We start from the raw sequence: 25,477 nt of genomic DNA, 5'->3' as shown, positions 1-25,477 counted from the left end.
GGCGTTACGCTACGGTCCTGCGGATGATCGTCCCCGCTGTGCGGTTGGTCCTTTCGGACGAAAGCTCGCCTTCTGGATCGTAGCGAACCGGGATGTCGCGGCCGAGCGCCCGGTTGAGCGCGGCGCATTTCAGCTCCAGCCTGCGGCGCGCGGCGGCAAGGGCGGCGACCTTTTCGCGCAGCCTGGCCTGTTCGCCCTGAAGGCGGCATTCATCGCTCTTGAATGCGGTGATGTCGGAGCCGACGGTCAGCAGCGCGCCATCCGGCAGCCGGCTTTCGCTCACCGCCTGCCAGTGTCCGGCCGGCGTTCTGACCTCGCTCGACACGGCGTCGTCGCCGCAAATCCGGCGGACCACCACGGCATCGTCGGCGACAAGGCTGTCGTGACGGGCGCTGCCCTCCACGCCATAGGCTGCGGCGAAACTTGCATTTGCAAGCTCAAGGCGTCCGTCCTTGCCCCAGAGCGCCAATGCCTGCGGCATGGCGTCGAAGGCGGCCTGATAGAGGCTTGCGCGCCTCGTGGCCGTCTCGACTTCCCGCCGGCTCGCGCTGGCCGTACGGATCGCCGTGCCGCTGACCGCGAGCCTGCCGTTGGTCTGGCCGGCATGGGCGCGGATATCGATTCGGGTGTAGCGACCGTCATGCTGGCGGATGCGGAAACTCGCCTCAATCAGCCCGGTGTCCGCCGGCGCAAACCTGCGGAAGAAGCCGGCGCGATCGTCGGGATGGATCAGCGTAAGCATTTGCCTGTGGTCAAGTTTCCGCGGCGCAGAGCCCAGGCCGAGCGCCAATGCGGCGGAGCCATCCAGAAAGGTAAGGCCGGTCTGCGGATCGAATGACCAGAGGCCCGTTTCGCCATTGGCCAGCATGCCGTCGCGCCGCGCTTCGTTTTCCAGCATCAGTTCGGCTGTGTGATCGGCGCGGTTGAGCTGTGCGTAATAGGCGTAGACCACCACCAGAAGCAGCAGCGCCATCGCCGCAAACAGCGTGACATTGAGATTGATTTCCGCCCGCCACAGGGCGTTCATTGCCTGCATTGAATGCAGCGCGATCACCATACCACCATCGCTGCCCGCCAGATGCATAGAGACCTGATACGGTACGCCATTGATATGCGTTTCCACGACGCCGCCTGAAGAGCGGCTGGGGCGCGCGGAGGTCAGTTCCGGAAAGACGGCGGCGAGCGGGCGTCCGGTCAGGCTCTCGCTGGCGCCGGTCGCCGCCAGAACAGTGCCAGCGGTGTCGATCACCACCAGGTCGGTGTCGGAACCGGCTGCGACAAGCGCGTTCAACTCCCGGGCGGTTTCGGCCGCACTGGCCGGATCGAAAAGCCGCGGCTCGTCCTCAAGCGAGGCGAGCGCCATGGCCGACGTCAACTCGGTCGCCTGGCGGACGGCCTCTTCCATCCGTTCATGGCTCGACATCAGCGACAGACCGCGCGCCGCCGCCACGCTGATGAGAAAGGCAATGATGAGAAGGGGAATCGACTTCTTCAGGATCCGTTCGATGGCCGGCCGCTCAAGCAAACCGAAGCCGCCGAGGCCGACAAATCCCGTCTGCTGCGCCGCGGTGAGAACCCGCTGTGTCCCCGCATGAGCGCGCAACTTCCCGTTGACTGTGGGGCGTTCCCACATGTCCGATCTCTTCATTGGTCTGGTTCCCTCGTGTGATTCGGCAAACCGCCTTTGCGAATCTGCCCTAGTGAATCAAACGTGATTCGGCTTGTCCAGCGCCCATAGGGAACCTTTTGTTAACCATAAGCATAAAAAGGCTTTTTTGTGTTCGCGGTCCTCCCGGCATCCCGCTATTGGCGGCGCGCTAGCGTTATGGGTTACGAAGGCAAGGACTCCGAACGCACTTTTTTGCAAGCCCTTCGTCAGGTTTTCAACATGCGGTTGACGATATCGCGCAGGTTGCGGGAAAGGTCTTCCTGGCCAGCAATGCGTTCAATCTCCGCCCGCGCCTTCTCGCGCCGGCCGGCTTCAAGCGACTGGAACGACCGCATCGCCGTCATCATCCGCGCCGTGAGCGTGGCATTGCGCGGGTCCGTGGCGAGGATGAAATTGGCGAAGAACCGGTAGCCGGCGCCATCCGGACGGTTGAACCCTGTGGGATTGGAAGAGGCGAAAGCGCCGATCAGCGCGCGAACGCGGTTGGGATTGCCCTCATCGAATGCCGGATCGCCCATCAGTTCGGCCACCCGGTCCAGCGTGGCTTCGCCGGGCACGGTCGCCTGGGCGGTAAACCATTTGTCGAGCACCAGCGGCTCGCCGTCGAAACGCTGCCGGAAATCGGCGAGCACGGCGCTGGTTTCCGCACTACCCGGAAACTGATGCGCCAGTATCCGAAGCGCTGCAATCATGTCCGTCATGTTGGTTGCCGCGTCATAGGCCTGTCGGGCCGGCAGCGGCGATTTCTCGGCCTCGGCGAGATAGGCGAGCGCCGTGTTACGAAGCGCCCGGCGTCCCGCACTGTCCGCATCCGGGCTGAAGCCGTTGTCCTCCCGCAATTCCTCCACGAGCCTGGCGAATGATGCGCGCCCGGAATTGGCGATCGCGGAAAACACCGCCTTGCGGGCAAGGTGGATAGCATCCGGATCCACGTCTTCGCCGATCTCGCGGCCGATATCGAGTTCGCTCGGCAGCGTCAGCGCCAGAGCGCGGAAAGCCGGTTCAAGGCCGCTGTCCTCCGCCGTCTCGATCAGGATCGAGGCGAGGGCGCTGTCGGTATCGACGGTCCGTCCGGCCCTCACTGCCGCCGTGGCGTGGACAAGCACCTCCAGCGCCAGCCCGTTGATCGCATCCCAGCGCGCCACAAGGTCGCTTTCCGCGCCCGCGATTTTCAGCCGATCCTCACGCGGCTGATCGAACCGCACTCTTACGGGCGCGGAAAAGTCGCGGTTGAGCGAGATCGCCGGCTTCGCCCCGAGCCCCTCGAACACGAAGGTCTGTTCACTCTCCGTCAGATGCAGCACATCGCCGGTGCGCTCGCCACCGCTCACCGCGGATGGCTCCATGTCGTCGCCATTCGGGCTGATCAGCCCGACGCGCAGGGGAATGTGGAGCGGCTTCTTGTCGCTCTCGCCGGGCGTGGGCGGGGTGCTCTGCGACAGTGTGAGTTCCAGCCGCCCTTCGGCCGCGTCATAGGAACTGCGCGCTCCGATCACCGGCGTTCCCGCCTGATGGTACCAGAGCGCGAAATGGGAGAGGTCCCGGCTGGTCGCATCCTCGAAGCATTTCAGATAGTCCTCGATCGTCACCGCGCCGCCGTCATGGCGCTCGAAGAACAGGTCGAGGCCCTTGCGGAACCCGTCTTCGCCGAGCAGCGTCGCGATCATGCGGCTGACTTCGGAACCCTTTTCGTAGACGGTAGTCGTGTAGAAATTGTCGATTTCCATGTACTGCGTCGGTCGCACTGGATGGGCGAGCGGGCCGCCATCCTCGGGAAATTGGTGCGCCCTCAGGAACTTGACTTCATCCACCCTTACCACCGGCCGAGACCGCTGGTCGGCCGAAAACTCGTGCTCGCGGTAGACGGTGAGGCCCTCCTTGAGGCTGAGCTGGAACCAGTCGCGGCAGGTGATCCGGTTGCCGGTCCAGTTGTGGAAATATTCGTGCGCCACCACCGCCTCGATGCGGGCGTAGTCGTCATCGGTGGCCGTTTTCGGGTCGGCCAGGATCAGCCGGTCGTTGAAGATGTTGAGTCCCTTGTTCTCCATGGCGCCCATGTTGAAGTCGGAGACCGCGACGATCATGAAGATGTCGAGGTCGTATTCGCGCCCGAACCGTTCCTCATCCCATTTCATCGAGCGCTTCAGCGCGTCCATCGCATAGTCGGCGCGCTCCGCCTTGCCATGCTCGACATAGATGCGCAGCGTCACCGCGCGCCCCGACATGGTGGTGAAACGGTCCTCGATCATCGCCAGATCGCCGGCCACCAGCGCAAACAGATAGGACGGTTTCCTGAAAGGGTCGTGCCATTTCGCCAGATGCCGGCCATCGCCAAGGTCGCGTTCCTCGACAAGGTTGCCGTTGGACAGGAGCAGCGGGTTCTTCGCCTTGTCGGCAATGATGGTCACCGTGTAGACGGTCAGCACGTCGGGCCGGTCGTAGAAATAGGTGATCCGGCGAAAGCCCTCCGCCTCGCATTGCGTCGAATAGACCCCATTGGTGCGGTAAAGGCCCAGGAGCTGGGTGTTGGCGGTCGGATTGATATTGGTCTTGATTGTCAGCGTGAAGGCGTCGTCGGCCGGCAGATCGTTGATCGTCAGATGGTCGGAGGTGCATTCGTATCGCTCGGGCAGCAGCGGCTTGCCGTCAAGTGCTAGACCCGCAAGCTGAAGCCCGTCGCCGACAAATTCGAGCGGGGCTTCGGGCGAGGCGCCCGGGCGGCGCTTCATCCTTATCTGCGACCCGACCGTCGTCAATTCCTCTCCAAGCTCGAAAATCAGATCCACGCTTTCGATGATGAAGTCCGTCTGGCGATAGTCTTTCAGATAGACGGTCCGGTCGTTACGCATTGTAGCCTCATTCTCTTTCACAGCGCCTGAGCGATTTGTGCGCTAAGAAAGCGCCGAATGTTCAAAAAAGCAAATCTTTGACCGCGCGGCGGGAAATCTGTGCATTCCCGCCCTATCTGGCTTATGGATGGTCCTATAGATACCGAACGTGAAGAATGCCCGAAAATGCCGCAAGCGCCTGACGATCCCCTGCGCGGGATCATCCTGAAACTGTCTTCAATCCTCGCCTTCCTGTGCATGCAGACCTGCATCAAGCTTGCCGGCAGCGGCATCGCGCCGGGGCAGGTGACCTTCTATCGCTCGCTGTTCGGCATCGTGCCGATCATCGTCTACCTCGCCTGGCGTCGTGAACTGAGGGGCGCCTACAGAACTTCGCGCCCCTTCGGACATTTCGTCCGCAGTCTTATCGGAATCACCTCCATGGGCATGGGGTTCTACGGCCTCATGCATCTGCCGCTGCCGGAGGTGATCGCGCTCGGCTATGCCCTGCCGCTGCTCTCGGTCGTGTTTGCGGCGCTGCTGCTCGGCGAGGTCGTGCGGATCTATCGCTGGTCGGCGGTCGTGGTCGGGCTTTTCGGTGTGCTGATCATCTCCTGGCCCAAGCTGACGCTGTTTCGCCAGGGCGGGATCGGCGAGACGGAGGCGCTGGCGGTGGTGATGGTGCTTGCCGGCGCCTGCCTTGGCGCCCTTGCCATGGTGCAGGTGCGCAGGCTGCTGGTGACCGAGACCGGGCCGACCATCGCGCTCTATTTCTCCACCTTCGCCGCCCTGATCTCGCTTGCGACCCTCCCGTTCGGCTGGGGCGATCTTGCCGCGCTGCCACTGGCGCTGCTGATCGCCTCCGGCCTGTTCGGCGGCGCCGGGCAGATCATGATGACCGAATCCTACCGCTTCGCCGACGCCTCCACCATCGCGCCCTTCGATTACAGCTCGATCATCTTCGGGATATTCATCTCGCTGTTCGTTTTCGGGGAAATCCCGACCCTGAACACCATGGCGGGCTCGGTCATCGTCGTCGGCGCCGGCATATTCATCATCTACCGCGAGCACAAGCTCGGGCTCGAGCGGCGGAACCTGCGCCGCGTCTCATCCTCGCAAAACCCGAACTGATCAGTTCTATCCCGTCCGGGCATTTTCGTCGAAACTCGAAGGATCGTACTCCTCCTCGTAATCCACGGCGATGCTGCCGGCGGGGTCCGTGCCGCGCATCGGGACGGCGATCGCATGGAAGTCCGCGCGGTCATCGGGGTGCACGGTCGGGTTGCCGCGCCATACGCGCCAGCCGGCATAAGCGCCGTAGATCGCGAAGCCAACAGCCAGATAGAGCATCAGCCCGCGCGGTCCGGCAAGCTCCATCGCGCCGCCGCCGATCAGCGGCCCGGCGACGGTTCCGAGGCCGTAAAGCACCATCAGCGAGCTGGAGATCGTGACATATTCGCTCGGATCGGCGCGGTCATTGGCATGGGCCACGTTCAGCGCGTAGATCGGATAGAGCATCGAGCCGACAATGAAGGCGGTGATGTAGAGCAGATTGGGCGTCAGCGGCGTCATGAAGAACATCGCGAAGGCCGAAACCACGCCGGCCGCCCCGCAGGCCGCCATGACGTAGCGCCGGTCGGTCAGGTCCGAAATCCTGCCGATCGGGATCTGGCCGAGCGCGCCGCCCGCCAGAACGCAGGCAAGCAGCGTTGCCCCCTGTCCGGTCGAAAGCCCGCTGCCGGTGGTATAGACGCCGCCAAGACTGCTCCAGGTGCCCGACAGGATGCCGGCCAGGATCGCGCCGATGAAAGCGACGGGTGAGCGGCTGTAAAGCTTGCCAAGCCCGAGCTGGACCTTGGCGATCGGGGCCGGGGATTGCGCCGTCGACAGCGCAGTCGGCAGGATTGAGATCGCGAACAATATCCCGCAGACGATGAACAGCGTCGTCGTCCGGGGATCGCCGAGCGGCACCAGATACTGCCCGGCAATCGCCCCGCCGAGCGTCACGATCATGTAGACCGAGAACATCGATCCGCGGGTCTCGTTGGTCACCCGCTCGTTGAGCCAGCTTTCGATCACCAGATAGCAGCCTGCAACGGCGAAGCCAGCAACCGCGCGCAACGCAATCCAGACCTGCCATTCCACCATCAGCGAGCTTGCAAGAATTGCAGCCGTCAGAAGCGTAATCAACGCGCCGAACACGCGCACATGGCCGACCCGCAGCACAAGCGTCGGCGTGACGATGCATGAGAGCGTGAAGCCCACCGTGTAACCGGTCGCGATCAGCGAAATCAGCAGCGGCGACCAGCCTTCGGCAACGGCGCGCACCGGCACCAGATAGTTCATCAACCCGTAGCCCACCATCATCAGGAAGGTGGACAGCATCAGGCTGGCGATGGAGAACAGGCTGGCAAACATGATCGATCAGCTCCGACCGTTGCGGGTTTCGATGGCTCTCTTCGAGACTGGCCCGTGACAACGCCCGGCCTATAGGATTTTCCCGGCCATGCCGCAACCGCCATGCCGGAAAAGGTGACTGTCTTTTTGGCCGCGATGTCCGTAAGTTTTCAAAAAAAGGAATCGATCGGACCATATTCTCCGGTCGAGATAATGCGCCCGGGTTCAGCTACGACATGCCACTTTCCGTTGACGTCATTTGTTCGCATCCAAGTTTCCTGCCGTCACTTGCATATTATGGTGAAGCCCTGGCGGAAGTATATCACACCAACCAGCGCCTCGGCGCCAATCTCGCGTCCCAGCGTCGGTGGCTGATTTCCCAGACGGCGCTGGCGCTCTACTGGGGCGATGAAGGCGGCCTGACGGTCAACCGTCTGATCGAGGTGCTGACGCCGTACAAGGTCGCCAGCCCGAATACGATTCGCGCCTTCATCAATGAATCCGTCCAATACGGCTTCATTGAAGTCGATCCCGACAGCCGCCGCCTCCGACCGCGTTACTGGAAGCCCACCGAGATCGTGAAGTCGGCGCTGATGGAATGGGTAACGCTCAATCTGGCAATGCTCGATGGCATCGATAGCCGCGACCGGGCGTCGGTGTTGATGCAAAGGCCGGATATTGTCTTTGCACTCCAGCCGCGCCTTGCCTGGAATTGTCTGAACGACCCCGCCTGGCGCGAACCGCCGCCGCGCGTCGCTCTTTTGCAGAACACGATATCGGGTGGGATGGTGATGGATCACATTGTCTCGCAGATCGGCGCAGGTGCGCCTGAGGGCGAGCGCTACCTGATACCGCCGATCAATGCGCGGCGTCTTTCCGAGCGGATTTTCATATCGCGTACCCATCTTCAGCGCATTTTGAACAAGGCCATCGAGATCGGCGTTCTCGGCTGGAGCCGCCGGCCGTTCGAGAGCGAGATGTGGATCGACAGGCTGTTCATCGACGAATATTGCCGCTGGCAGGCCGTAAAATCCCATCACATCGACGAAGCCTTCGCGCATTTCGCCTGAGAGGGGCATGGCCCGGAAAACCGCGTTTTTTCGAAAATCGTTGTTTAAGACACAATTTACCGAGCGACCGTAATATAATAGCCTGAATCTTCGGCTTTTGTCTGCGGCAAGCCGCTGCTAGGTTGAAAACCCCTGGAGGCTGGCCAATATGAACCGGCATTGGGAAGATAATCGGGTGCGCTTAATGAATTCCGAGGTCCCGCGCAAAGCGGACAACGCACAAGTTGTGCAGACGCTCAACCAGGCGCCTGAAAGCGTGCTGTTGGTGAATGCCGCTGGCGTGATCGAACTTGCCAATGAGGCCGCCATCACGTTTTTCCAACCGGACGGCGAGGCGCGCGACCTGAGCGGCACGCGGCTTGCCTCTCTGTTTGATACCCATGGAGCGGCGCGGATCGATCTTGCGCTTGCGCGCGTCCTGGGCGACGAACCGGGCCGCCGTCTGGAAGAGGTGCGCGCCGATCTGGCCGCCGCGCCCGCGCGCGTCGTCAATCTTTCTCTTGCCCGGATGCGCCATCGCGACGGCGTTTGCGTGGTCGCAACGCCCATTGCTGCGACCGCCCCTGCGCGCCAACCGTCTATGCCGAGAGTGGATGATCCGGACTTCGGGCGGGAACAGACCGCGCGCGAGAGCGCTCGCCCCGAGCTGTCCACGCAAACGCAAAAGGCCGCGCCGCTTGCCAACCATATGCCATGGAACAACCACGCCCGGCGCGTCGCGGCAGCGCAGGGAACCCAAAGCCTGCAGCAGGCGCGGGCGGAAGACAGCCAATCCGCGCCACGGCAAATGCCGCCCTTGGACGAGGTGCCACAACCGGTTCGGAACGGCGAAGCAGAAGTCGTCGAAGATCGGTTCGCAGGTAACGCTGATAGCGCTGTCAGGAAGACTGAGACTGATGGTCCGGGCGACGTAGCGAAGCGGGTAAGCTGGGCGCCCGGCCGGCGCGACATCTATGCGGAATTCGAGTCGGTCAAAGACGAGAAGGAACGCAGCCATGAGCTGCCGCTGATCTCTCCGGCAAAATGCCTGTCCTCGGCGATCGATCGCCACCGCGGCGAAGCGATTTCGGAGAGTCTGTTGCTCGTTACCGAGATCGACGACGGCGAGAAACATGTCCGGCTCGATGAGGATACGCTCACTGCGATGTTCGAGCATCTGGTGGAGCGCGCCATAGCGGTCTCGCCGCCCTATTGCGAAGCCAGAATCGACATGTTGCCGCACGGCCACGAGGGGTTCATCGCCAAATTCGTCGATATCGGACGCGGGCTCAGCGAGCAGGAGCTGGATGCCGTCTTCAGGCAGCCGGAACTCGCGCTCGGCATTTCGCATACCGGCCTGGTGGAGGCCCAGAAGCGGGCTGCGGCGCTCGGTCTCGGCTTTTCGATCAGCTCCAGCATATCCAGCGGCACGACCGTTGAGATCACGCATGAAGCCTGAGCGAAGCCAGGGTCGCACGAAAAAGAGCCGGCGTTTCGGCCGACTCTCGGGTCATGAAATATCGCATTGAAAATTTGGCGGAAGGCCTCGCTTCTCCGTGGAGAAGGGCGCTCTTCAGGCTCCGAGCGCGCGCGGCGCGGGCCGCAGCGCGCGGGCATCGTGGTGACCGACGAGCTTGGAAAAACCCTTGGCAATCGCCCGGTCGATGCCGCGCTGGCCATGGTAACCATTGGTCGAACGTCCGAGCTCGAGCGAAAGGCGTGTGTTCTGCATCAAAGTGGCGTCCATATCGTCAGAAGGTTTCATCTGCCTGGGTTCCTTTGGATCCTCCCAAGACATAATGTGTTATCTCAGTTTCGCGCAATCGCAGCAATGGGACCTGCCGGAGGGCTGCTATGCGGTGGGCGCATGCCGGCATTAACAGAAAATAAACTGATGAAGAAAAAGGCGGTCAGCCGAGCCGGGCGCGAAGCGCCTGAAGGTCCAGCCATGCCTCTTTCTTGTTCTTCGGCGCGGCCAGCAGTTCGGAGGGGGAGAAGGTGACGAGCGTCTCGAAGCTCTGGCCGCCGATCTCTTTTCTGTGCCAGCTTCCGCGAAGATCGAACACGGTCTTGTTCGGGTCGATCGTCATCCGGCAGGCGAAATTGCCGAGCGTCACCAGCAGTTTCGGTTCCGCGAGCGCGATCTGGCGCTCAAGGAATGGCTGGCAGATCTGCGCCTCGGAGGCGGTGGGCGCGCGGTCACCGGGCGTGCGCCACGGCAGCGCGGTGGTGACGCCAACATCGGCGCGCGACAGCCCGATCGCGGCCAGCATCCGCTCGAACAAGCCGCCGGCCGGTCCGGAAAGAGCGGCGCCCGCCTTGTCGTCCTCGCCGGTGGGGAAACCGCAAACCATCAGGATGCCGCTTTCCGGCATCTCTTCAAGAAGAATGGTCGATCGGGCATTCTGCTTCAGATTGCAGCCGGTGAACCCCTGGACGATCTCGGCAAGCTCGGCCAAGGAACGGGCGCTTTCGGCGGCAAAACCCGCATCTGAAACCGCCTTGTCATCGGGGATCGTGGTTTGGACAGCGGGCGCCGTTCTTGGTGGATCGGGCGCCCGCGCCTTCGTCTTAGCCGCCGCCCGCTGCTCGGGCTCCGCGCGCGCAGCCTCGGCCTTCTCGGCGGCGAGCCGGGTCAGGTCCGTCGCCTCATCCTCCAGCATCGCATCCACGCCGGCATCGGCGTAGAAGCTGAGGAGGGCTGCGGCTTCCCGGGCTGTGAGCGCGCTGGCGGTGGTCATGATGCTCCCGTCAGATGCCGCGCGTCGCGCCGCCGTCGCAGCGCACGAGGCTGCCGGTCAGGTAGCTGGCCTGCTGCGAGCACAGGAAGGCCGCGACCGCCGCGAACTCCTCCACCCGTCCCAGCCGGCCCGCGGGTATCGCCCTGAGCGTTCCCGCGCGCACCTCGGCAAGGCTCTTGCCGCTGCGCTCGGCGTTCGCATGGTCCAGTTCGTCGATGCGGTCGGTGTGGATGCGACCCGGCAGCAGAAGATTGGCGGTGATTCCCGAGGCGGCGACTTCGCTTGCCAGCGTCTTGTTCCAGCCGACAAGGGCGGAGCGCAGCGTATTGGAAAGCGCGAGATTAGGGATCGGCTCCTGCACGCCGCCCGACGCCACGGTCACGATCCTGCCCCAGCCCTTTTCCTTCATCTGCGGAATGAGCCGGTTGGTCAGCGCGATGATCGGCGCGACCATGGAATTGAAGAACCGATCGAGTTTTTCCGGCGTCATGTCGGCCACGGTTCCCGGCGTCGGCCCGCCGGAATTGTTGACGAGGATGTCCGCCCCGCCGAGTTTTTCCGCGATCGCTTCCATAAGCGTCTCCACCACGTTTTCGGCGGCGAGATCGGCGATGACGTAATCGGCCTTGCCCGGCGTGGTGTCGTTGATCACCTTGCAGTTCTGCGCAAGGCGATCTTCCGTCCGCCCGCACAGCAGCACATGGGCGCCCTCCTTGGCCAGCGCCTCCGCGATGCCGGCGCCAAGGCCCCGCGAGGAGGCGAGTACAACGGCCTTCTTGTCGGCAATACCGAGATCCATGGCGAACTCCTTGTGAACAGCATAATGGGATCGAACGGCCAATCAGGCCGGCGGGGTGAACGCACCATAGCCTCTCGCGCCGTCGTGTTTCAATCACTATCGGACGTTATCACACGCGCCTATCAAATCGGTTTTATTGAGATTTGCCGCATTTGCCGCTGGAAAATGCTGCAATCATTACGATACCTTGTCGGCGCGCCGGACGAGGCCGGCCGGGAAAGAGGATACGCATGAACGAAGACTTACCGGAACGCGAAAGCATGGAATTCGACGTGGTGATCGTGGGAGCGGGCCCCGCCGGTCTTGCCGCCGCGATCCGCCTCAAGCAGATCAACGAGGACCTCAGCGTCGTCGTGCTGGAAAAGGGCGCGGAAGTCGGCGCGCACATCCTGTCCGGAGCGGTCGTCGATCCCTCGGGTATCGACCGGCTTCTGCCGGGCTGGCGGGAGGAGGAAGACCACCCGTTCAAGACGCCGGTGACAAAGGACCAGTTCCTGCTGCTCGGCCCCGCCGGTGCGCTCACGCTGCCCAACTTTCTGATGCCGCCGCTGATGAACAATCACGGCAATTATGTCGTATCGCTCGGCAATGTCTGTCGCTGGCTCGGCGAAAAGGCCGAGGCGCTCGGCGTCGAGATCTATCCCGGCTTCGCTGCCGCCGAAGTGCTTTACGATGAAAACGGCGCGGTCAAGGGCGTCGCGACCGGCGACATGGGCGTCGAACGCGACGGCACGCCCGGCCCGAATTATACCCGCGGCATGGAGCTGCACGGTAAATATGTGCTGATCGGCGAGGGCGTGCGCGGTTCGCTGGCCAAGGAGCTGATCGCCAGGTTCAAGCTCGATGCTGATCGCGAGCCGCAGAAATTCGGTATCGGCCTCAAGGAACTCTGGCAGGTCAAGCCGGAAAACCACAAGCCGGGCCTTGTGCAGCATTCCTTCGGCTGGCCGCTGGACGGCAGGACCGGGGGCGGCTCATTCCTCTATCACCTCGAGGACAACCAGGTCGCCGTCGGCTTCGTCGTCCATCTCAACTACAAGAACCCCTATCTCTATCCCTTCGAGGAATTCCAGCGGTTCAAGACCCATGCCGCGATCGCGCCCACCTTCGAGGGTGCCAAGCGGCTCTCCTACGGCGCGCGGGCAATCACCGAGGGCGGTTACCAGTCGGTGCCGAAGCTGTCCTTCCCCGGCGGCGCGCTGATCGGCTGTTCGGCCGGTCTCGTCAACGTGCCGCGCATCAAGGGCTCGCACAACGCCGTGCTCTCCGGCATCCTGGCGGCCGATCGCGTTGCCGAGGCGCTGGCGGCCGGCCGCGGCAATGATGAGATCGCCGAGATCGAGGCGGACTGGCGCGCCAGCGCCATCGGCAAGGACCTGAAGCGGGTTCGCAACGTCAAGCCGCTCTGGTCGAAGTTCGGAACCTATGCCGGCATCGCGCTCGGCGGCTTTGACATGTGGATGAACACGATCTTCGGCTTCTCGCTGTTCGGCACGATCAAGCACGGCAAGACCGATGCCGAGGCGCTGGAGCCCGCGGCCAAGCATAAGCCGATCGATTATCCCAAGCCCGACGGCGTCCTGACCTTCGACCGGCTTTCATCGGTGTTCCTGTCCAACACCAATCACGAGGAGGATCAGCCGGTCCATCTTAAGGTCAAGGACATGGCGCTCCAGAAGCGCTCCGAACTCGAGGTCTATGCCGGCCCGTCCAGCCGCTACTGTCCGGCAGGCGTCTATGAATGGGTGGAGAAGGATGGCGAGGAAACCTTCGTCATCAACGCCCAGAACTGCGTTCACTGCAAGACCTGCGACATCAAGGATCCCAACCAGAATATCACCTGGGTGCCGCCGCAGGGCGGTGAGGGCCCTGTCTACCCGAATATGTAACCGACGGCATCCGGCGCCATAAGGCGCCGGACCGGAACCATCGCGACGTGCCCGGCGTTATTGTGCATCAACCTTTCCAAGGAACCCGAATGCATCTCAAGGGCATTTTCAACCGCGATGGCGGCACCTTCAAAACCACCGACATGGACGCGTTCCACAGGCTGGCGACCAATATTTTCACAGATGCGGGCCATGACTTCGACTGCGATATTGTCGCGGGCGAAGACGTGAAGGAGGCGATCGAGAAGATTGCTGAAGGAACCGGCTTCGACGGCATGATCGTCGGCGGCGGGGATGGCACGGTGTCGCTCGCGGCCGGTTGCCTGCACGGCAAGAACAAGCTGCTCGGCGTTGTGCCGGCTGGCACCATGAACCTGTTTGCCCGCAGCCTGGGCATTTCGCTCGATATCGAGGAGGCGCTTCAGGAGCTTGCCAATGGCAGGCCCGTGGGCGTCGACATGCCGACGATCAACGACAGGCCCTTCATCCACCAGTTCTCCGTCGGCCTCCATGCGACCATGATCAAGAACCGCGAAAAGCTCGACTATGATTCGCGCCTTGGCAAGATATCCGCCAGCACCCGCGCCTGGATCGATACGCTGAGAGAGGTGCCCAACGTCCAGGTTAGGTACCAGAGCGATCACGGCGATGGCGAGGGCAGATTTGCTCTGCTCGGCATTTCCAACAACCGCATTCACAACAACGCCGTTCCCTTTTCCGACAGCCCCCAGGGCGGAAAGCTCGGCGTCTATCTGGTCAGGGCGGAGTATTTCGACGATGTGGTCGGGTTCGCGATGGACTATCTGACTGGCCATCTGGAAGACAGCGAGCATGTCACGCTGTTCGATGCCGACAGGATCACGCTCGATTTTGCCGACTCCGACATGGACCAGTCGCTTGATGGCGATCTCATCGATGTGATCGATCATGCCGTGATCGAGCAGCATCCGGGCGCGGTCAATGTCCTTGTGCCCGACGACAGCGATCTGCGCTGATTACTGAAAAGCCGTCTCGTAAAAGCTTCTGAGCTTGCGCGAATGCAGTCTTTCGGGCGGCATCGCCGCGAGCTTCTGCACCGCCTTGATGCCGATATGGAGGTGCTGGCGGACCTGGGTGGTGTAAAACGCCGTCGCCATGCCCGGCAGTTTCAGTTCCCCATGCAGCGGACGGTCGGAGACGCAAAGCAGCGTGCCGTAGGGAACCCGGAAGCGGAAACCGTTGGCGGCGATCGTCGCCGATTCCATGTCGAGCGCTATCGCGCGTGACTGCGACAGCCGCTTGACCGGCCCGCTCTGGTGGGAAAGTTCCCAGTTGCGGTTGTCGATGGTTGCGACGGTGCCGGTGCGCATCACCCGCTTCAGCTCATAGCCCTCCAGACCCGTCACCTCGGCCACGGCTTCTTCGAGCGCAAGTTGCACTTCCGCCAGCGCCGGAATCGGCACCCAGACCGGCAGGTCGTCGTCCAGCACATGGTCCTCGCGGACATAGGCATGGGCCAGCACATAATCGCCGAGCTTCTGGCTGTTGCGCAGCCCAGCGCAATGGCCGAGCATCAGCCAGGCATGCGGGCGCAGCACCGCGATATGGTCGGTGATGGTCTTGGCGTTGGAGGGGCCGACGCCGATATTGACCATCGAGATCCCGCAATTATCGCCGCGCTTCAGGTGGTATGCCGGCATTTGCGGCATGCGTCCGCCGCGCCCTTCTTCCGGTTCGACCTCGCCCGGCCGGGTGATGATGTTGCCGGGTTCGACGAAGGCCGTATAGCCCTCGCCGCCCTTCGCCATGGTCTCGCGGGCAAAGGCGCAGAATTCGTCGACATAGAACTGGTAGTTCGTGAACAGCACGAAATTCTGGAAATGCGACGAACTGGTCGCGGTGTAATGGCTGAGCCGGGCCAGCGAATAATCGACGCGCTGCGCCGTGAACGGCGCCAGCGGCTGCGGCTTGCCAGGCTCAGGCTCGTAATCGCCATTGGCGATCAGGTCGTCGGTGGTGTTGAGGTCCGGCGTGTCGAAGATGTCGCGCAGCGGAACATCGGCGAGCGCCGCGAGGTCGGCCTCGACATGGGTATTCTCGCCGAAGGCGAAATGGAGCGGGATCGGCGTTTCCGATTCGCCAACGGTGACCGGAACCCCGTGATTCTTGATCAGCAGCGAAAGCTGGGCGACGAGATAGTCCTCGAACAGGTCCGGATGGCTGATCGCGGTCGCATATTGCCCGGGCGTTGCGACATGGCCAAAGGAGAGGCGCGAATCGGTCAGGCCGTAGCTTCCGGTCTCGATGCTGATCTGCGGATAAAAGGCGCGGTAGCGCCCCTCGATCGGCGCGCCGCCGGCCAGCGCCACGAAGGCGTCGATCAGAAACCGGGTGTTGCGCGTGTAAAGCGCCTGCAGCGCCTTCACCGCCTCGCGCGCATCCGTGAAGCTTTGCGGTTCCTGACGGTCCGGGCTGATGATCCTTGCTGCCAAAGGTTGGTAGTCGCGCATATTGTCACCCTTGCATTTCTTTGCCGACCGGCGCTCATTCGCTGCAACCCCGCCGGCCTTTTATCGGCTCGATATCGATCTATATCGTCTGAGACGGTGTTTTACGACACGAAGAGGATGAATTTCATGACCACGCCGATTGAACTTTATTACTGGCCGACGCCGAACGGCTACAAGATCACCATCTATCTCGAGGAGGTCGGTGTTCCCTACAATGTGAACTATGTGAATATCGGCAAGGGCGACCAGTTCAAGCCCGAATTCCTGAAGATATCGCCCAATAACCGCATGCCGGCGATCGTCGATCCGGATGGGCCCGGCGGCGGGCCGCTCTCGGTGTTCGAGTCGGGCGCGATCCTGCAATATCTCGGCCGCAAGTTCAAAAAATTCTATCCCGAGACCGAGCGCGAACGCGTGGCTGTCGAGGAGTGGCTGTTCTGGCAGGTCGGCGGCCTCGGGCCGATGGCGGGCCAGGCCCATCATTTCCGCAGATACGCGCCGGAAAAGATCGAATACGGCATCAACCGCTACACCAATGAGGTCAACCGCCTCTACGGCGTGATGAACAGGCGGCTTTCCGAGGTCGAGTATCTCGGCGGCGACTATTCGATTGCCGACATGGCCTCGATCGGCTGGGTGCGGTCCCATGAGGGGCAGGGTCAGGATCTCAACGATTTCCCGCATCTCAAGCGCTGGTATGAGGCTGTCATGGCCCGCCCGGCCGTTCAGGCCGGCATTGCGGTCGGTCAGTCCGAACGGGAAAAGATGAACCTTGCCACCGACAAGGACGCGCAATCTGTGCTGTTCGGCCAGAAGGCGCGATAGGCCTGCGGAGCAAGTCTCGGCCCGGGGCGCCCGGCTTCAGCCGAGCGCTTCCAGGACGATCGGCAGTTCTTCGGCGAGAAGCTGCATGTCGCGGTGCGGGCCGGTGGAGATACGGATGCAGCGGTTGAGCGGGGCGACGCCGGGCATGCGGATGAACACGCCGCGCGCGCCCAGCGCATCGACGATGGCGCGCGCATAGGCGCCGTCCCGGCCGCAATCGACCGCCACGAAATTGGTGGCCGAGGGCAGGGGCGTCAGCCCGTTGTCGCGCGCGATGCCGGCGATCTCCTCACGCGAGGCGATGATGCGGCCGACCACCGCCTGCAGATAGGCCTGATCGGCAAGCGCCGCCTCCGCCGCCACGAGGCTGAGGCGCGGCATGCCGAAATGATTGCGGATCTTGTCGAAGGCGCGGATCGTCTGCGGCGCGCCGATCACGTAGCCAACGCGCGCGCCCGCCAGCCCGTAAGCCTTGGAGAAAGTGCGGAAGCGCAGAATATTCGGGCGGTCGATAAAGCGGGACATATCGGGAAAGGCCTCGGCGGGCCCGCATTCGCAATAGGCCTCGTCCAGCACCAGCACGCAGGTTTGCGGCAGCGCGTCGGCGAAGCGGATGACATCGTCGGCGTGCCAGTAACTGCCCATCGGATTATCGGGATTGGCGAAATAGACCATGGTGGCGTCTTCCGCCTTCACCGCGTCGAGAAGACCGTCGAGGTCCTCGCGGTCGCCGGCATAGGGCACGTTGATGCGCCGCCCGCCATAGCCGTCGACATGGTAGTTGAAGGTCGGGTAGCCGCCGAGCGAGGTAACGACGGTTGTGCCGGGCTCGACCGTCAGCCGCACGGCCATGCCCAGCAGCCCGTCGACGCCTTCGCCGATCACGATGTTTTCGCTGCCGCAGCCGAGATGGAGGGCCAGGGCCTGGCGCAACGACAGATGTTCGGGATCGGAATATTTCCAGATTTCGCCGGCCGCCTCGCGGATCGCCGCCAGCACCGTGGAGGCCGGGCCGAAGCCGCTTTCATTGGCGCCGAGCCGGGCGTTGATCGGGTAGTTCCGGGTGCGCTCCAGCGCTTCCGGTCCCACAAAGGGCACGGTGGCGGGCAGATTCTGGGCAAGGGCGGTAAAGCGCGGGAAGTCGGTCATAGGGGCGTTCCGGTTTGAAATCCGGCCAAACATAATCACTCGCCCGCCAATGGCAAGCATTCCCGCCGCCTGCCGTAAATGCAAACGGCGCCCGAAGGCGCCGCTGGTCAGGTCAGTTATGCCTGTCGCTTAGCGAAAGGCGCGCGCCGAAACGCGGTCGATATCGGACGGGAGAAGGCCGATATCCTTGAGTTCTTCAGCCGACAGGTTGCGCAATTGGGCGCGGGTGCGGCGGTAGGAGAACCATTTCATGGTCAGGTCGAAGGGGTTCATGGGTGTTTCCTCGTGATACGCGATGGAGCTTCTTGCTCCGGATTTCTTATGTGAGGTCCATATACCCGTTTTTGGAAGGAAAAGTTGTGCAAGTTTTATGCAACTGCCATGCATTTGTGCGTGATGTTGCACATCGCGAGTGCACTCTGGCTTTCGTGGCTATTTTTAAGGCGGATGAGCGCCGTGCACGACCACTTCCGGGCGCCCGAAGATGAACGCGCGGCGAGGAGCCTGAATGCCAAGCTGCAGGACCGATTCGATAAAAGACGGGAGAGTCGGACAAAAAAATAACGCCCACCGGGGGAGGAGGATCCGGTGAGCGTCATTTGCGTTGGCTGACGACTGGGAGGAGGAGTGTCGTCAACCCATCGAAGCGCGTATGGGAGGAGGAGCACGCTGCTTCGAATATGTAACCCGTTTCCGGGCCAGGGACCGTTTCGACCGTTTGGTCTCTCGATCACGCTGTTGATCCTTATATAGCGCGCGCCGGCGTTTTTGGGGAGTGACATATTGACATGGAAGCCATGCGCAAGACGCATACCTGTCGAGACCAGGGAATCGAGAGCTTCCGCCGTGAGCAAGGGCACGCCGCTATAGCAAATCCAGGTGAAGTGGACACCGGTTCACCGTCCGGAATTGCGAAAAAACAAAGAGATAGAGCCTTTCCGCGTTTCCGTGAAATGCGGAAAGGCTCTATTGCAGGCGCTGGGTGAGATAGCGAACGATCTGGTCCTCATCCATTGGTCGAGCGAAGAAATAGCCCTGTTGGAAATGACAGCCGATCGCATCAAGCTTGTCCCGGTGCCCGGCGGACAGGACCCCCTCGCAGATCACCTGGATTTCAAAGGATTCCGCGATCTTGGCGATCGTCTCGACAATCAGGAGGCTTTCTGGCGAACGTATGATCGGCTCGATCAGTTGACCGGCGATTTTCAGCCGGTCCGGCCGCACCTGGGTCAGCCCCACCAGCGATGCATAGCCTGAGCCGAAATCATCGAGATCAATGCCGATTCCGATGTCGCGGATTTCGTTGACGATCTTCAGCAGCGCGTTGTCGCTGTCATCGAACGGGATCGATTCCAGCAGCTCGAAATGGAGTTTGCCCGGCGGCAGTTCGGCGTCCCTGAGTTGTCGCAGAAGGGATGGCTCCTGCAGGCGCGGGGCGGACACGTTGACGGAAAGCGTCGGCACGGCAATGCCCTCGGCCTCGCAGCGGCTGAGCACGCCGAGCGTTCTGGCGAACACGATCTCGTCGATCCTGTGCAGCAGGCTGTGCTTTTCGGCGACATCGATGAAGGTCTTGGGCTCCAGCATGCCCCGCTGCGGATGCCGCCAGCGCGCCAGCGCCTCGACGCCGATGACCTCGGACGTTCTGCTGTCGAGGATCGGCTGGTAGAAGGCGGTGATCTCGCCGCGCTCCAGCCCCTCCTGAAGATCGTCCGCAAGGCGCTTCATTTCAAAGGTCCGCGCCATCAGGTCCTGGGTAAAGTGGACGGTGCGGCCTCGTCCGCGGTTCTTGGCGTCATAAAGCGCGAGGTCGGCCTTCACCAGAAGTTCACTGGCGGAAATCGGCGCGGCGTCGACAACGGCGATGCCGATGCTGATGCCCACCCGGCAGGCGCGTCCGTCGATCTCGACCGGCCTTGCGAAGGCACTGGCGAGCTCGTCGGTAAAGGCGTCGACGTCACTCTCCGGCGGCATCAGAACGACGAACTCGTCGCCGCCGGTGCGCGCCAGAAAATCGTCGGGGCCGAGTTTTTCGGTGAACACTTTCGCCGCCAGACGCAGCACGTCGTCGCCGAAGACATGGCCCATCGTGTCGTTGAGGGTCTTGAAGCCGTCGAGATCGATCAGCACGAGCTTGGCGCCCTCGCGCAGCGTTCCATCGGTTTGCGCCGCTTCGAGCTTCTTTTCGAAGTGCCGCCGGTTCGCGACGCCGGTGAGCGGGTCTTCAAGCGCGAACTTTTCCATCTGCAGCCGGGCGTTTTCCAGTTCGGCGTTTTGCGCTTCGGCGCGCGCCTTGGCCTCGGTCAGCGCCTTCTGCTGCGCCTTGTCGGCGGAGATATCCCAGTTCACGCCGACATATTTTCGTCGTCCGGCGGCATCGCGGAAGGCATTGCCCGCCGATCGGAGCGTCTTCTCGGTGCCGTCCGGCGTAACGATGCGATATTCCTGACGGAAGCTGGTGTCTCCGGTTTCACGCCATTTGAACCGTTTCATCCGCGCGCGGTCGTCGGGGTGCAGGAATGAGCGCCATTCCTCGAATGTGTGGATACGCCCCTGACCCTCGATCCCGTAGAGTTTCAGGATCTGATCGTCCCAGATCTGTTCTCCCGAATCGAGGTCATGCTCCCACAACCCGATATTCGAGGCGTTGAGCGCGACATAGAGCTGGCGCGACAGGTTGTCGATCGCCATCATGCTTTCGTCGATATGGCGGTTGTCGCGCAAGCGCGCCCTGAGAAGGATGATCAGGGCGATCAGCGGGGTGAGGAACGCCAGCACGACGATGCCGGCGAACATCAGAAATAACCGGCTCCAGTTGTTGGGACCCTGGTCCAGCGGATCGGGCAGGACGCGGATCGTCCATTTGGCGTTGCCGATCTGAGTGGAGAAATTGACGGTATCTTCCGGGTTGAGGTTTGCGTTTCCGGCAATCGCCTGGGCCTTGCCCGCGCCGTCGACCTCGACCGAGAACTGCGTCGACTGGGCAAGTTCCAAGAGGCCGACCGCTTCCAGAACGGACCTGAAGCCGATCACGAGTTCGATGACATCGTCACCTGAGTCGATTCGGTAGATAAGGCCTTTCTGGCCATCCGGCAGCGTGTAGGGGCCGAAAAACTGCTGGGTCGTATTCTCCTTCGGCGGCAGCGGCATCGAAAGAACCGCCTCGCGCGCGGATTGCGGAAGCACCAGCGGGGTCTGGTCCGGCTGTTGCAGGACGACCGCCTGGGTCCAGGGCGCGGTTGCCAGATAGGATTTCGTCGCGCTTTCGAAATGGGATATATCGTTGCCGCTGGCAAGCGCCGCCGAAAGGGTTTTGCCGCCCTCGATCGAAACCTCGAAGATGCTCCGCAGCGCCTTGCCGAACGTGCTCAGCCGCCCCTCCGCCAGAAGGCGGCGTTCTTCCTTTATCGATTCGCGCACAAATACGCCGCCCGCATAGGTGCCGATCGCGAGCGTTACGAAGAACAGTATCGTGAGTGCCGTCAGCAGCCGGGTTGTCCGGCTGTGATCGTGGACGTTCCTCACATTCTTCAGCGTCTCCATCGGTTCGCCCGTTGAAGAGACCCGGCACCATATCGCATCGCAAATCCCCTGTTGCGCAGTTGCCCGTTTCGGAGGCTGGACCTTGTCGCGCTGCCCGGCAATGTCCCGTTGCCTGGGAAAGCATGCGCTCCGATCGTGCATTCTTTTTGACCCCCACTTTGATAGGAGCGCGCCGGCCCTTAGTCAAACGCGTTCGCCCATTGCCGGACGTGAAGCGTCGCCTCGGTTAATCGGCGATGAAGGGGAGGGCGAGCGCGCCATCGCGGCGTCGCATCGTCGGCTGCGCGAACCGGCCGGTCATCCGCCGGCATCGCTCCGTTTCTTCCCGCAAAGCGTCCATTGCTCTCGGATTTCACAACCGTGTCATCAAAAGGTTGTCAGACGGCGATTCCATTTGCCTGCGAAACCCACTAAGAGATGGGCGCCGGGGGAACCTCATCTGCGGGGCAGCGTTGCAGACAGAAAGGTCATCGAAAAATGAGCCATCTGGACGAAGTATTGCCGGGTCAGAACGAGCCGCCGCGCGACGCGCTCCTGGAAATCTACAATGAGGAAGGCGCTGTCAGCGCCGAATTCATCGCCCGGATAGAGCAGGCGATCGCCGATGGCGATGTCGATTTTCTGCGCGAGCAGATCGCGGGCCGCCACGAATCGGAGACCGGCGACGTCATCGAGGCGCTGTCCTTTGAAAACCGTCCCGAACTGGTGCGGCTGCTTGGCGAGGATTTCGACCTCACGGCGCTCACCGAGGTCGATGAGGCGATCCGTCTCAACATCATCGAATCGCTGCCTCCCGAACAGTTCGCCAGCGCGCTGACCTCGCTTGATTCCGACGATGCCGTCTACATTCTGGAGGACCTCGCCGACGAGGAGCGCGAGGAGATCCTCTCCAAGCTGCCGTTTACCGAGCGGATCCGCTTCGCCCGCTCGCTCGATTATCCCGAAAGCTCCGCCGGCCGGCGCATGCAGACCGAATTCGTGGCCGTGCCGCCGTTCTGGACCGTTGGTCAGACGATCGACTACATGCGCGAGGATGAGGAACTGCCCGACAGTTTCTCGCAGATTTTCGTGGTCGATCCGACATTCCGGCTGCTGGGCGCCGTCTATCTCGACCAGATCCTGCGCACCAAGCGCCAGGTCAAGATCGAAGCGATCATGCACGACACCAACCACCCGATCGCCGCCGAGCTCGACCAGGAAGAGGCGGCGCAGGTGTTCGAGCAGTATGACCTTCTGTCCGCCGCCGTGGTCGACAGTAATGACCGCCTCGTCGGCGTGCTGACCATCGATGACGTCGTCGACGTGATTCACGAGGAGGCCGACGAGGATATCAAGCGCCTCGGCGGCGTCGGCGATGAAGAGCTGTCGGATAATATCGTGCGGGCGGTGCGCTCGCGTTTCGGCTGGTTGCTGATCAATATGTGCACCGCATTCATGTCGGCGAGCGTAATCGGCCTGTTCGACGAATCGATCGGCCAGATGATCGCGCTTGCGGTGCTGATGCCGGTGGTCGCCTCCATGGGCGGCAATGCCGGCACCCAGACCATGACCGTGACGGTGCGCGCGCTCGCTACACGCGACCTCGATATCTACAATGCGGCCCGGATCATTCGAAGGGAGGCCGGCGTCGGCCTATTCAACGGGCTCGCCTTCGCGATCCTGATCGCGCTTGCCGCCGGTTACTGGTTCGACAATCCCCAGCTTGGCGGGGTCGTGGCCGCCGCGATGATCATCAACATGTTCGCCGCCGCCATGGCCGGCATCCTCATTCCGCTGCTTCTCGACAGGGCCGGCGCCGACCCCGCCATATCATCGTCGGTTTTTGTGACCACCACCACAGATGTGATTGGTTTTTTCTCATTTTTGGGAATTGCGACTTGGTGGTTTAATATCTAGTTATGTCAGCACTTACATTCTAAAGTGCTTAAATAATATCGTATGGGGCGGGAACGTGCAGAGAAGGCATTATTCTATTTCGGAATTGACGCGCGAGTTTGGTGTCTCGACACGAACGCTTCGCTTCTATGAGGATGAGGGCCTGCTGCAGCCCGAACGCCGGGGTCGAACGAGACTTTACAGCGAGGGCGAGCGGCTGATGATCAAGGAAATCCTCCGCAGCCGCCGTATCGGTCTGTCGCTTTCCGAGATCAAGGACGTGCTCGCCCTGTTCCACGGCCTTCCCAGCGAAACAAATGAGCTCAAGCGGACGATGGAATCGATCAAGGCCTGGCGCGAGGCGATGCGCCAGAAGCGCCGTGACATCGACGAGATGATGAACGAGCTCGATCTCGCCGAGGAAAACTGTCTCGGACGGCTCGCCGAAATCGGCGTCGGCACCTGAATTTCCCACAATCGATATCTGGTCAGCGGCTGCTGCACATCATCGAAATGCGGCCGAGCGCGACGGCGTCCTGCTCCGTGGTCTGGTTGCGCATCAGCGGGCCGAGCAGGCCCTCCTCCTTGAGCGTATCGAGCGTGCAGGCGCAGTAGGACGCGCAGAAGGCGGCGTCATCGGTGCGCTCGCAGCTCGCCTGGCAACTTGAGAGATAGGCGGGCGAGGGATCGGGCGGCACCACCAGCGTCGCTGCATAGACGAGGCCGAACAGGATCGGCTGGTGCAACAGGTAGAACACCAGGCTGTGGCGGCCGAAAAAGTTGAGAATGTTTTCGTTCTTCGGCACCTGCTTCTGGCGCTTCAGCCAGTCGAGCGAGAGCTTGGAGACCGCCAGACCCGCCAGAAACGCACCGATCCAGGGAAATAGCGGCACATAGTCGTTGGAAGAAGGCGGATGCGCCGCCATGCCGATCCAGGCGAGCCAGCGCGGGTCGAGCGCATCGAAACTGACATAATGCGGCAGGATAAGCGCAACGACGGCGACCACCAGCGTCACGAGCGCGGGGACGCGCAGGAAAAACAGGCCGATGATCGATGCGACCGCGATATTGTGCAGGATCCCGAAATAGATCACCGCGTCCGGCGTCGTGAACCACGAGACGATGGAGATCGCCAGCGAAGCCAGCACCAGTATGCCGAGGCGCTTCAGGAACGATACCATCCGGATACCGCCGCCCTGCGCCATCCACAGGCTGTAGCCGGCCACGAACAGGAAACTGCCGGCGATCAGATGGGCAAAGATCGCCCAGCCGCCGGTGGTCGCGAGACCGGACCGGACATAGCCGAAAAAGTCGAGGTCCCAGGTGAAGTGGTAGATCGCCATCGCGACCAGCGCGATCCCGCGCGCGGCGTCGATGGCATGGATCCGCCGTCGTGGAACTGTAGTCTCGCTCAAGGCTTTTCCTCCGCGCCCTCAAGGGCCTCAATGACGGTTGCCCGCGCATCCGAAAAATACTGCCGCCGCATCAGGATCATGAACACGAAGGCGGTGGTGGCGATGAAGGCGTAGGGGCCGAGAAACCAGCCCAAATAGCCGATCGACAGGAAGATGGCGCGCAGGCCGGTGTTGAAATGGCGCGCGGCAATGATGTTGATCTCCGCGATCCGCTCTGCCAGCCGTTCGGCCTTCTCTCTGTCGCGTTCCGTCTCCGCCATCATCGGCAGGCTGCCGAACAGGATGGTGTTGTAGTTGAACAGGCGATAGGACCAGCCGAACTTGAAGAAGGAGTAGCCGAAGATCGCGGCAAGCCCGCCCGCCTTCATCTCGAAGGCCGCGCGTGTGCTCGGCGTGAGCAGCGGCAGATCCTGAAACAGCGACTGCGCGGTGTCGGCTTCTCCCATCAGCGCGAAACAGCCGCCGATCGCGAAGATCGAGGTCGAGGCGAAGAATGCCGTGCCGTTCTGCAGCCCCGCCATGATCTGGGTGTCGATGATCTTCAGGTCGCGCGTCAGCGTGTTCAGCATCCAGCGCTTGCGGTGGATCGACATCACTTCGGTGAGGCTGCGGCGGGAAACGAGGCGGAAACGCCCGATAACGATGCTGTCGAACAGGAACCAGCAGCCCAGAAAAAAGAGAAGCGCCAATAGATCGACTGTCGTCATGAACTTTACGCCTGCGCTTTCCGGACGGCCCCGTGAAAATAAATATCAGAGTGCGTTCGCGTATGAAAGAAATGCGGGCAGCCTGTTGACGATGCACGGCAT

Annotated in this window: 20 protein-coding genes; 8 read left to right on the top strand and 12 right to left on the bottom strand. The window is 62.2% G+C overall.

Annotated elements, in window-relative coordinates; translation table 11 throughout:
- Positions 1 to 4 precede the first annotated feature (4 nt).
- Both K7H91_RS04065 and pepN read right to left on the bottom strand, forming a co-directional pair.
- Positions 5 to 1,648, bottom strand: a complete 1,644-nt coding sequence (locus K7H91_RS04065) for a PAS domain-containing protein (RefSeq protein WP_230718930.1) — start codon at positions 1,646 to 1,648, stop codon at positions 5 to 7.
- Between the two features lie 227 nt (positions 1,649 to 1,875).
- Complete coding sequence (gene pepN, locus K7H91_RS04060; RefSeq protein WP_230718929.1) at positions 1,876 to 4,518, bottom strand: aminopeptidase N; 2,643 nt, start codon at positions 4,516 to 4,518, stop codon at positions 1,876 to 1,878.
- Positions 4,519 to 4,683: 165 nt separating this feature from the next.
- Here pepN and K7H91_RS04055 point away from each other — a divergent pair, with 165 nt between their 5' ends.
- Positions 4,684 to 5,628, top strand: a complete 945-nt coding sequence (locus K7H91_RS04055; protein ID WP_230718928.1) for a DMT family transporter — start codon at positions 4,684 to 4,686, stop codon at positions 5,626 to 5,628.
- A gap of 6 nt (positions 5,629 to 5,634) precedes the next feature.
- On the opposite strand, the gene K7H91_RS04050 is transcribed toward K7H91_RS04055, so the two are convergent.
- Positions 5,635 to 6,915 carry an MFS transporter gene (locus K7H91_RS04050; protein ID WP_230718927.1) on the bottom strand — a complete coding sequence of 427 codons (1,281 nt, stop codon included), beginning with the start codon at positions 6,913 to 6,915 and terminating at the stop codon, positions 5,635 to 5,637.
- A gap of 215 nt (positions 6,916 to 7,130) precedes the next feature.
- Here K7H91_RS04050 and K7H91_RS04045 point away from each other — a divergent pair, with 215 nt between their 5' ends.
- Positions 7,131 to 7,964 (top strand): hypothetical protein, encoded by an 834-nt coding sequence (locus K7H91_RS04045; protein WP_230718926.1) that lies wholly within the window; start codon positions 7,131 to 7,133, stop codon positions 7,962 to 7,964.
- Between the two features lie 148 nt (positions 7,965 to 8,112).
- Entirely contained in the window at positions 8,113 to 9,402 is a 1,290-nt protein-coding gene (locus K7H91_RS04040; protein ID WP_230718925.1) for a PAS domain-containing protein, read from the top strand.
- A gap of 114 nt (positions 9,403 to 9,516) precedes the next feature.
- Here the strand turns inward: K7H91_RS04040 and K7H91_RS04035 are convergent, their stop codons facing one another.
- The 3 genes from K7H91_RS04035 to K7H91_RS04025 form a co-directional block, all read right to left on the bottom strand.
- Positions 9,517 to 9,708 carry a hypothetical protein gene (locus K7H91_RS04035; RefSeq protein WP_155122138.1) on the bottom strand — a complete coding sequence of 64 codons (192 nt, stop codon included), beginning with the start codon at positions 9,706 to 9,708 and terminating at the stop codon, positions 9,517 to 9,519.
- Positions 9,709 to 9,853: 145 nt separating this feature from the next.
- Entirely contained in the window at positions 9,854 to 10,684 is an 831-nt protein-coding gene (locus K7H91_RS04030; protein ID WP_230718924.1) for a uracil-DNA glycosylase, read from the bottom strand.
- A gap of 10 nt (positions 10,685 to 10,694) precedes the next feature.
- Positions 10,695 to 11,483, bottom strand: coding sequence for an SDR family oxidoreductase (locus K7H91_RS04025; protein WP_230718923.1), 789 nt, complete (start codon positions 11,481 to 11,483; stop codon positions 10,695 to 10,697).
- Positions 11,484 to 11,713: 230 nt separating this feature from the next.
- Between K7H91_RS04025 and K7H91_RS04020 the strand changes: the two genes are divergently transcribed.
- Together K7H91_RS04020 and K7H91_RS04015 are read left to right on the top strand one after the other, a co-directional pair.
- Entirely contained in the window at positions 11,714 to 13,372 is a 1,659-nt protein-coding gene (locus tag K7H91_RS04020) for an electron transfer flavoprotein-ubiquinone oxidoreductase (protein WP_230718922.1), read from the top strand.
- 89 nt (positions 13,373 to 13,461) lie between these two features.
- A complete protein-coding gene (locus K7H91_RS04015) occupies positions 13,462 to 14,367 on the top strand; it encodes a diacylglycerol/lipid kinase family protein (RefSeq protein ID WP_230718921.1) in 906 nt (301 codons plus the stop codon).
- Here K7H91_RS04015 and K7H91_RS04010 read toward each other — a convergent pair whose 3' ends face one another.
- Positions 14,368 to 15,861, bottom strand: a complete 1,494-nt coding sequence (locus K7H91_RS04010) for an AMP nucleosidase (protein ID WP_230718920.1) — start codon at positions 15,859 to 15,861, stop codon at positions 14,368 to 14,370. It lies immediately after the preceding gene.
- A gap of 126 nt (positions 15,862 to 15,987) precedes the next feature.
- On the opposite strand from K7H91_RS04010, the gene K7H91_RS04005 reads away from it, so the two are divergent.
- Positions 15,988 to 16,686: a glutathione S-transferase N-terminal domain-containing protein gene (locus K7H91_RS04005; RefSeq protein WP_230718919.1), complete on the top strand. Its 699-nt coding sequence runs from the start codon at positions 15,988 to 15,990 to the stop codon at positions 16,684 to 16,686.
- Between the two features lie 36 nt (positions 16,687 to 16,722).
- On the opposite strand, the gene K7H91_RS04000 is transcribed toward K7H91_RS04005, so the two are convergent.
- The 3 genes from K7H91_RS04000 to K7H91_RS03990 all read right to left on the bottom strand — a co-directional run bounded on the left by K7H91_RS04000 (position 16,723) and on the right by K7H91_RS03990 (position 21,378).
- Positions 16,723 to 17,835 (bottom strand): pyridoxal phosphate-dependent aminotransferase, encoded by a 1,113-nt coding sequence (locus K7H91_RS04000; RefSeq protein ID WP_230718918.1) that lies wholly within the window; start codon positions 17,833 to 17,835, stop codon positions 16,723 to 16,725.
- Positions 17,836 to 17,964: 129 nt separating this feature from the next.
- The gene (locus tag K7H91_RS03995; protein WP_018066572.1) at positions 17,965 to 18,108 is read right to left on the bottom strand and encodes a DUF1127 domain-containing protein; all 144 of its coding nucleotides are present in this window, start codon (positions 18,106 to 18,108) and stop codon (positions 17,965 to 17,967) included.
- 693 nt (positions 18,109 to 18,801) lie between these two features.
- Positions 18,802 to 21,378: a putative bifunctional diguanylate cyclase/phosphodiesterase gene (locus K7H91_RS03990; RefSeq protein ID WP_230718917.1), complete on the bottom strand. Its 2,577-nt coding sequence runs from the start codon at positions 21,376 to 21,378 to the stop codon at positions 18,802 to 18,804.
- Between the two features lie 477 nt (positions 21,379 to 21,855).
- Here K7H91_RS03990 and mgtE point away from each other — a divergent pair, with 477 nt between their 5' ends.
- Entirely contained in the window at positions 21,856 to 23,274 is a 1,419-nt protein-coding gene (gene mgtE, locus K7H91_RS03985; protein WP_230718916.1) for a magnesium transporter, read from the top strand.
- Positions 23,275 to 23,329: 55 nt separating this feature from the next.
- A complete protein-coding gene (locus K7H91_RS03980; RefSeq protein WP_230718915.1) occupies positions 23,330 to 23,719 on the top strand; it encodes a MerR family transcriptional regulator in 390 nt (129 codons plus the stop codon).
- 22 nt (positions 23,720 to 23,741) lie between these two features.
- Here K7H91_RS03980 and K7H91_RS03975 read toward each other — a convergent pair whose 3' ends face one another.
- Together K7H91_RS03975 and K7H91_RS03970 are read right to left on the bottom strand one after the other, a co-directional pair.
- The gene (locus K7H91_RS03975; RefSeq protein ID WP_230718914.1) at positions 23,742 to 24,668 is read right to left on the bottom strand and encodes a DUF1624 domain-containing protein; all 927 of its coding nucleotides are present in this window, start codon (positions 24,666 to 24,668) and stop codon (positions 23,742 to 23,744) included.
- On the bottom strand, positions 24,665 to 25,375 hold the full coding sequence (locus tag K7H91_RS03970; protein ID WP_230718913.1) for a DUF599 domain-containing protein: 711 nt from the start codon (positions 25,373 to 25,375) through the stop codon (positions 24,665 to 24,667). Before K7H91_RS03970 ends, K7H91_RS03975 begins: the two co-directional genes overlap by 4 nt.
- Positions 25,376 to 25,477 lie beyond the last annotated feature (102 nt).

This window comes from Martelella mediterranea (assembly GCF_021021415.1).
Classification (GTDB): Bacteria; Pseudomonadota; Alphaproteobacteria; order Rhizobiales; family Rhizobiaceae; genus Martelella; species Martelella mediterranea_C.
Note: the sequence above shows the minus strand (reverse complement) of the source record. Positions and strands in the feature narration are given on the sequence as shown.

Bases quoted from the DNA above. Each gene is read 5' to 3' on its own strand.
- K7H91_RS04065 (WP_230718930.1), bottom strand. From the start codon at position 1,648: ATGAAGAGATCGGACATGTGGGAACGCCCCACAGTCAACGGGAAGTTG.
- pepN (WP_230718929.1), bottom strand. From the start codon at position 4,518: ATGCGTAACGACCGGACCGTCTATCTGAAAGACTATCGCCAGACGGAC.
- K7H91_RS04055 (WP_230718928.1), top strand. From the start codon at position 4,684: ATGCCGCAAGCGCCTGACGATCCCCTGCGCGGGATCATCCTGAAACTG.
- K7H91_RS04050 (WP_230718927.1), bottom strand. From the start codon at position 6,915: ATGTTTGCCAGCCTGTTCTCCATCGCCAGCCTGATGCTGTCCACCTTC.
- K7H91_RS04045 (WP_230718926.1), top strand. From the start codon at position 7,131: ATGCCACTTTCCGTTGACGTCATTTGTTCGCATCCAAGTTTCCTGCCG.
- K7H91_RS04040 (WP_230718925.1), top strand. From the start codon at position 8,113: ATGAACCGGCATTGGGAAGATAATCGGGTGCGCTTAATGAATTCCGAG.
- K7H91_RS04035 (WP_155122138.1), bottom strand. From the start codon at position 9,708: ATGAAACCTTCTGACGATATGGACGCCACTTTGATGCAGAACACACGC.
- K7H91_RS04030 (WP_230718924.1), bottom strand. From the start codon at position 10,684: ATGACCACCGCCAGCGCGCTCACAGCCCGGGAAGCCGCAGCCCTCCTC.
- K7H91_RS04025 (WP_230718923.1), bottom strand. From the start codon at position 11,483: ATGGATCTCGGTATTGCCGACAAGAAGGCCGTTGTACTCGCCTCCTCG.
- K7H91_RS04020 (WP_230718922.1), top strand. From the start codon at position 11,714: ATGAACGAAGACTTACCGGAACGCGAAAGCATGGAATTCGACGTGGTG.
- K7H91_RS04015 (WP_230718921.1), top strand. From the start codon at position 13,462: ATGCATCTCAAGGGCATTTTCAACCGCGATGGCGGCACCTTCAAAACC.
- K7H91_RS04010 (WP_230718920.1), bottom strand. From the start codon at position 15,861: ATGCGCGACTACCAACCTTTGGCAGCAAGGATCATCAGCCCGGACCGT.
- K7H91_RS04005 (WP_230718919.1), top strand. From the start codon at position 15,988: ATGACCACGCCGATTGAACTTTATTACTGGCCGACGCCGAACGGCTAC.
- K7H91_RS04000 (WP_230718918.1), bottom strand. From the start codon at position 17,835: ATGACCGACTTCCCGCGCTTTACCGCCCTTGCCCAGAATCTGCCCGCC.
- K7H91_RS03995 (WP_018066572.1), bottom strand. From the start codon at position 18,108: ATGAACCCCTTCGACCTGACCATGAAATGGTTCTCCTACCGCCGCACC.
- K7H91_RS03990 (WP_230718917.1), bottom strand. From the start codon at position 21,378: ATGGAGACGCTGAAGAATGTGAGGAACGTCCACGATCACAGCCGGACA.
- mgtE (WP_230718916.1), top strand. From the start codon at position 21,856: ATGAGCCATCTGGACGAAGTATTGCCGGGTCAGAACGAGCCGCCGCGC.
- K7H91_RS03970 (WP_230718913.1), bottom strand. From the start codon at position 25,375: ATGACGACAGTCGATCTATTGGCGCTTCTCTTTTTTCTGGGCTGCTGG.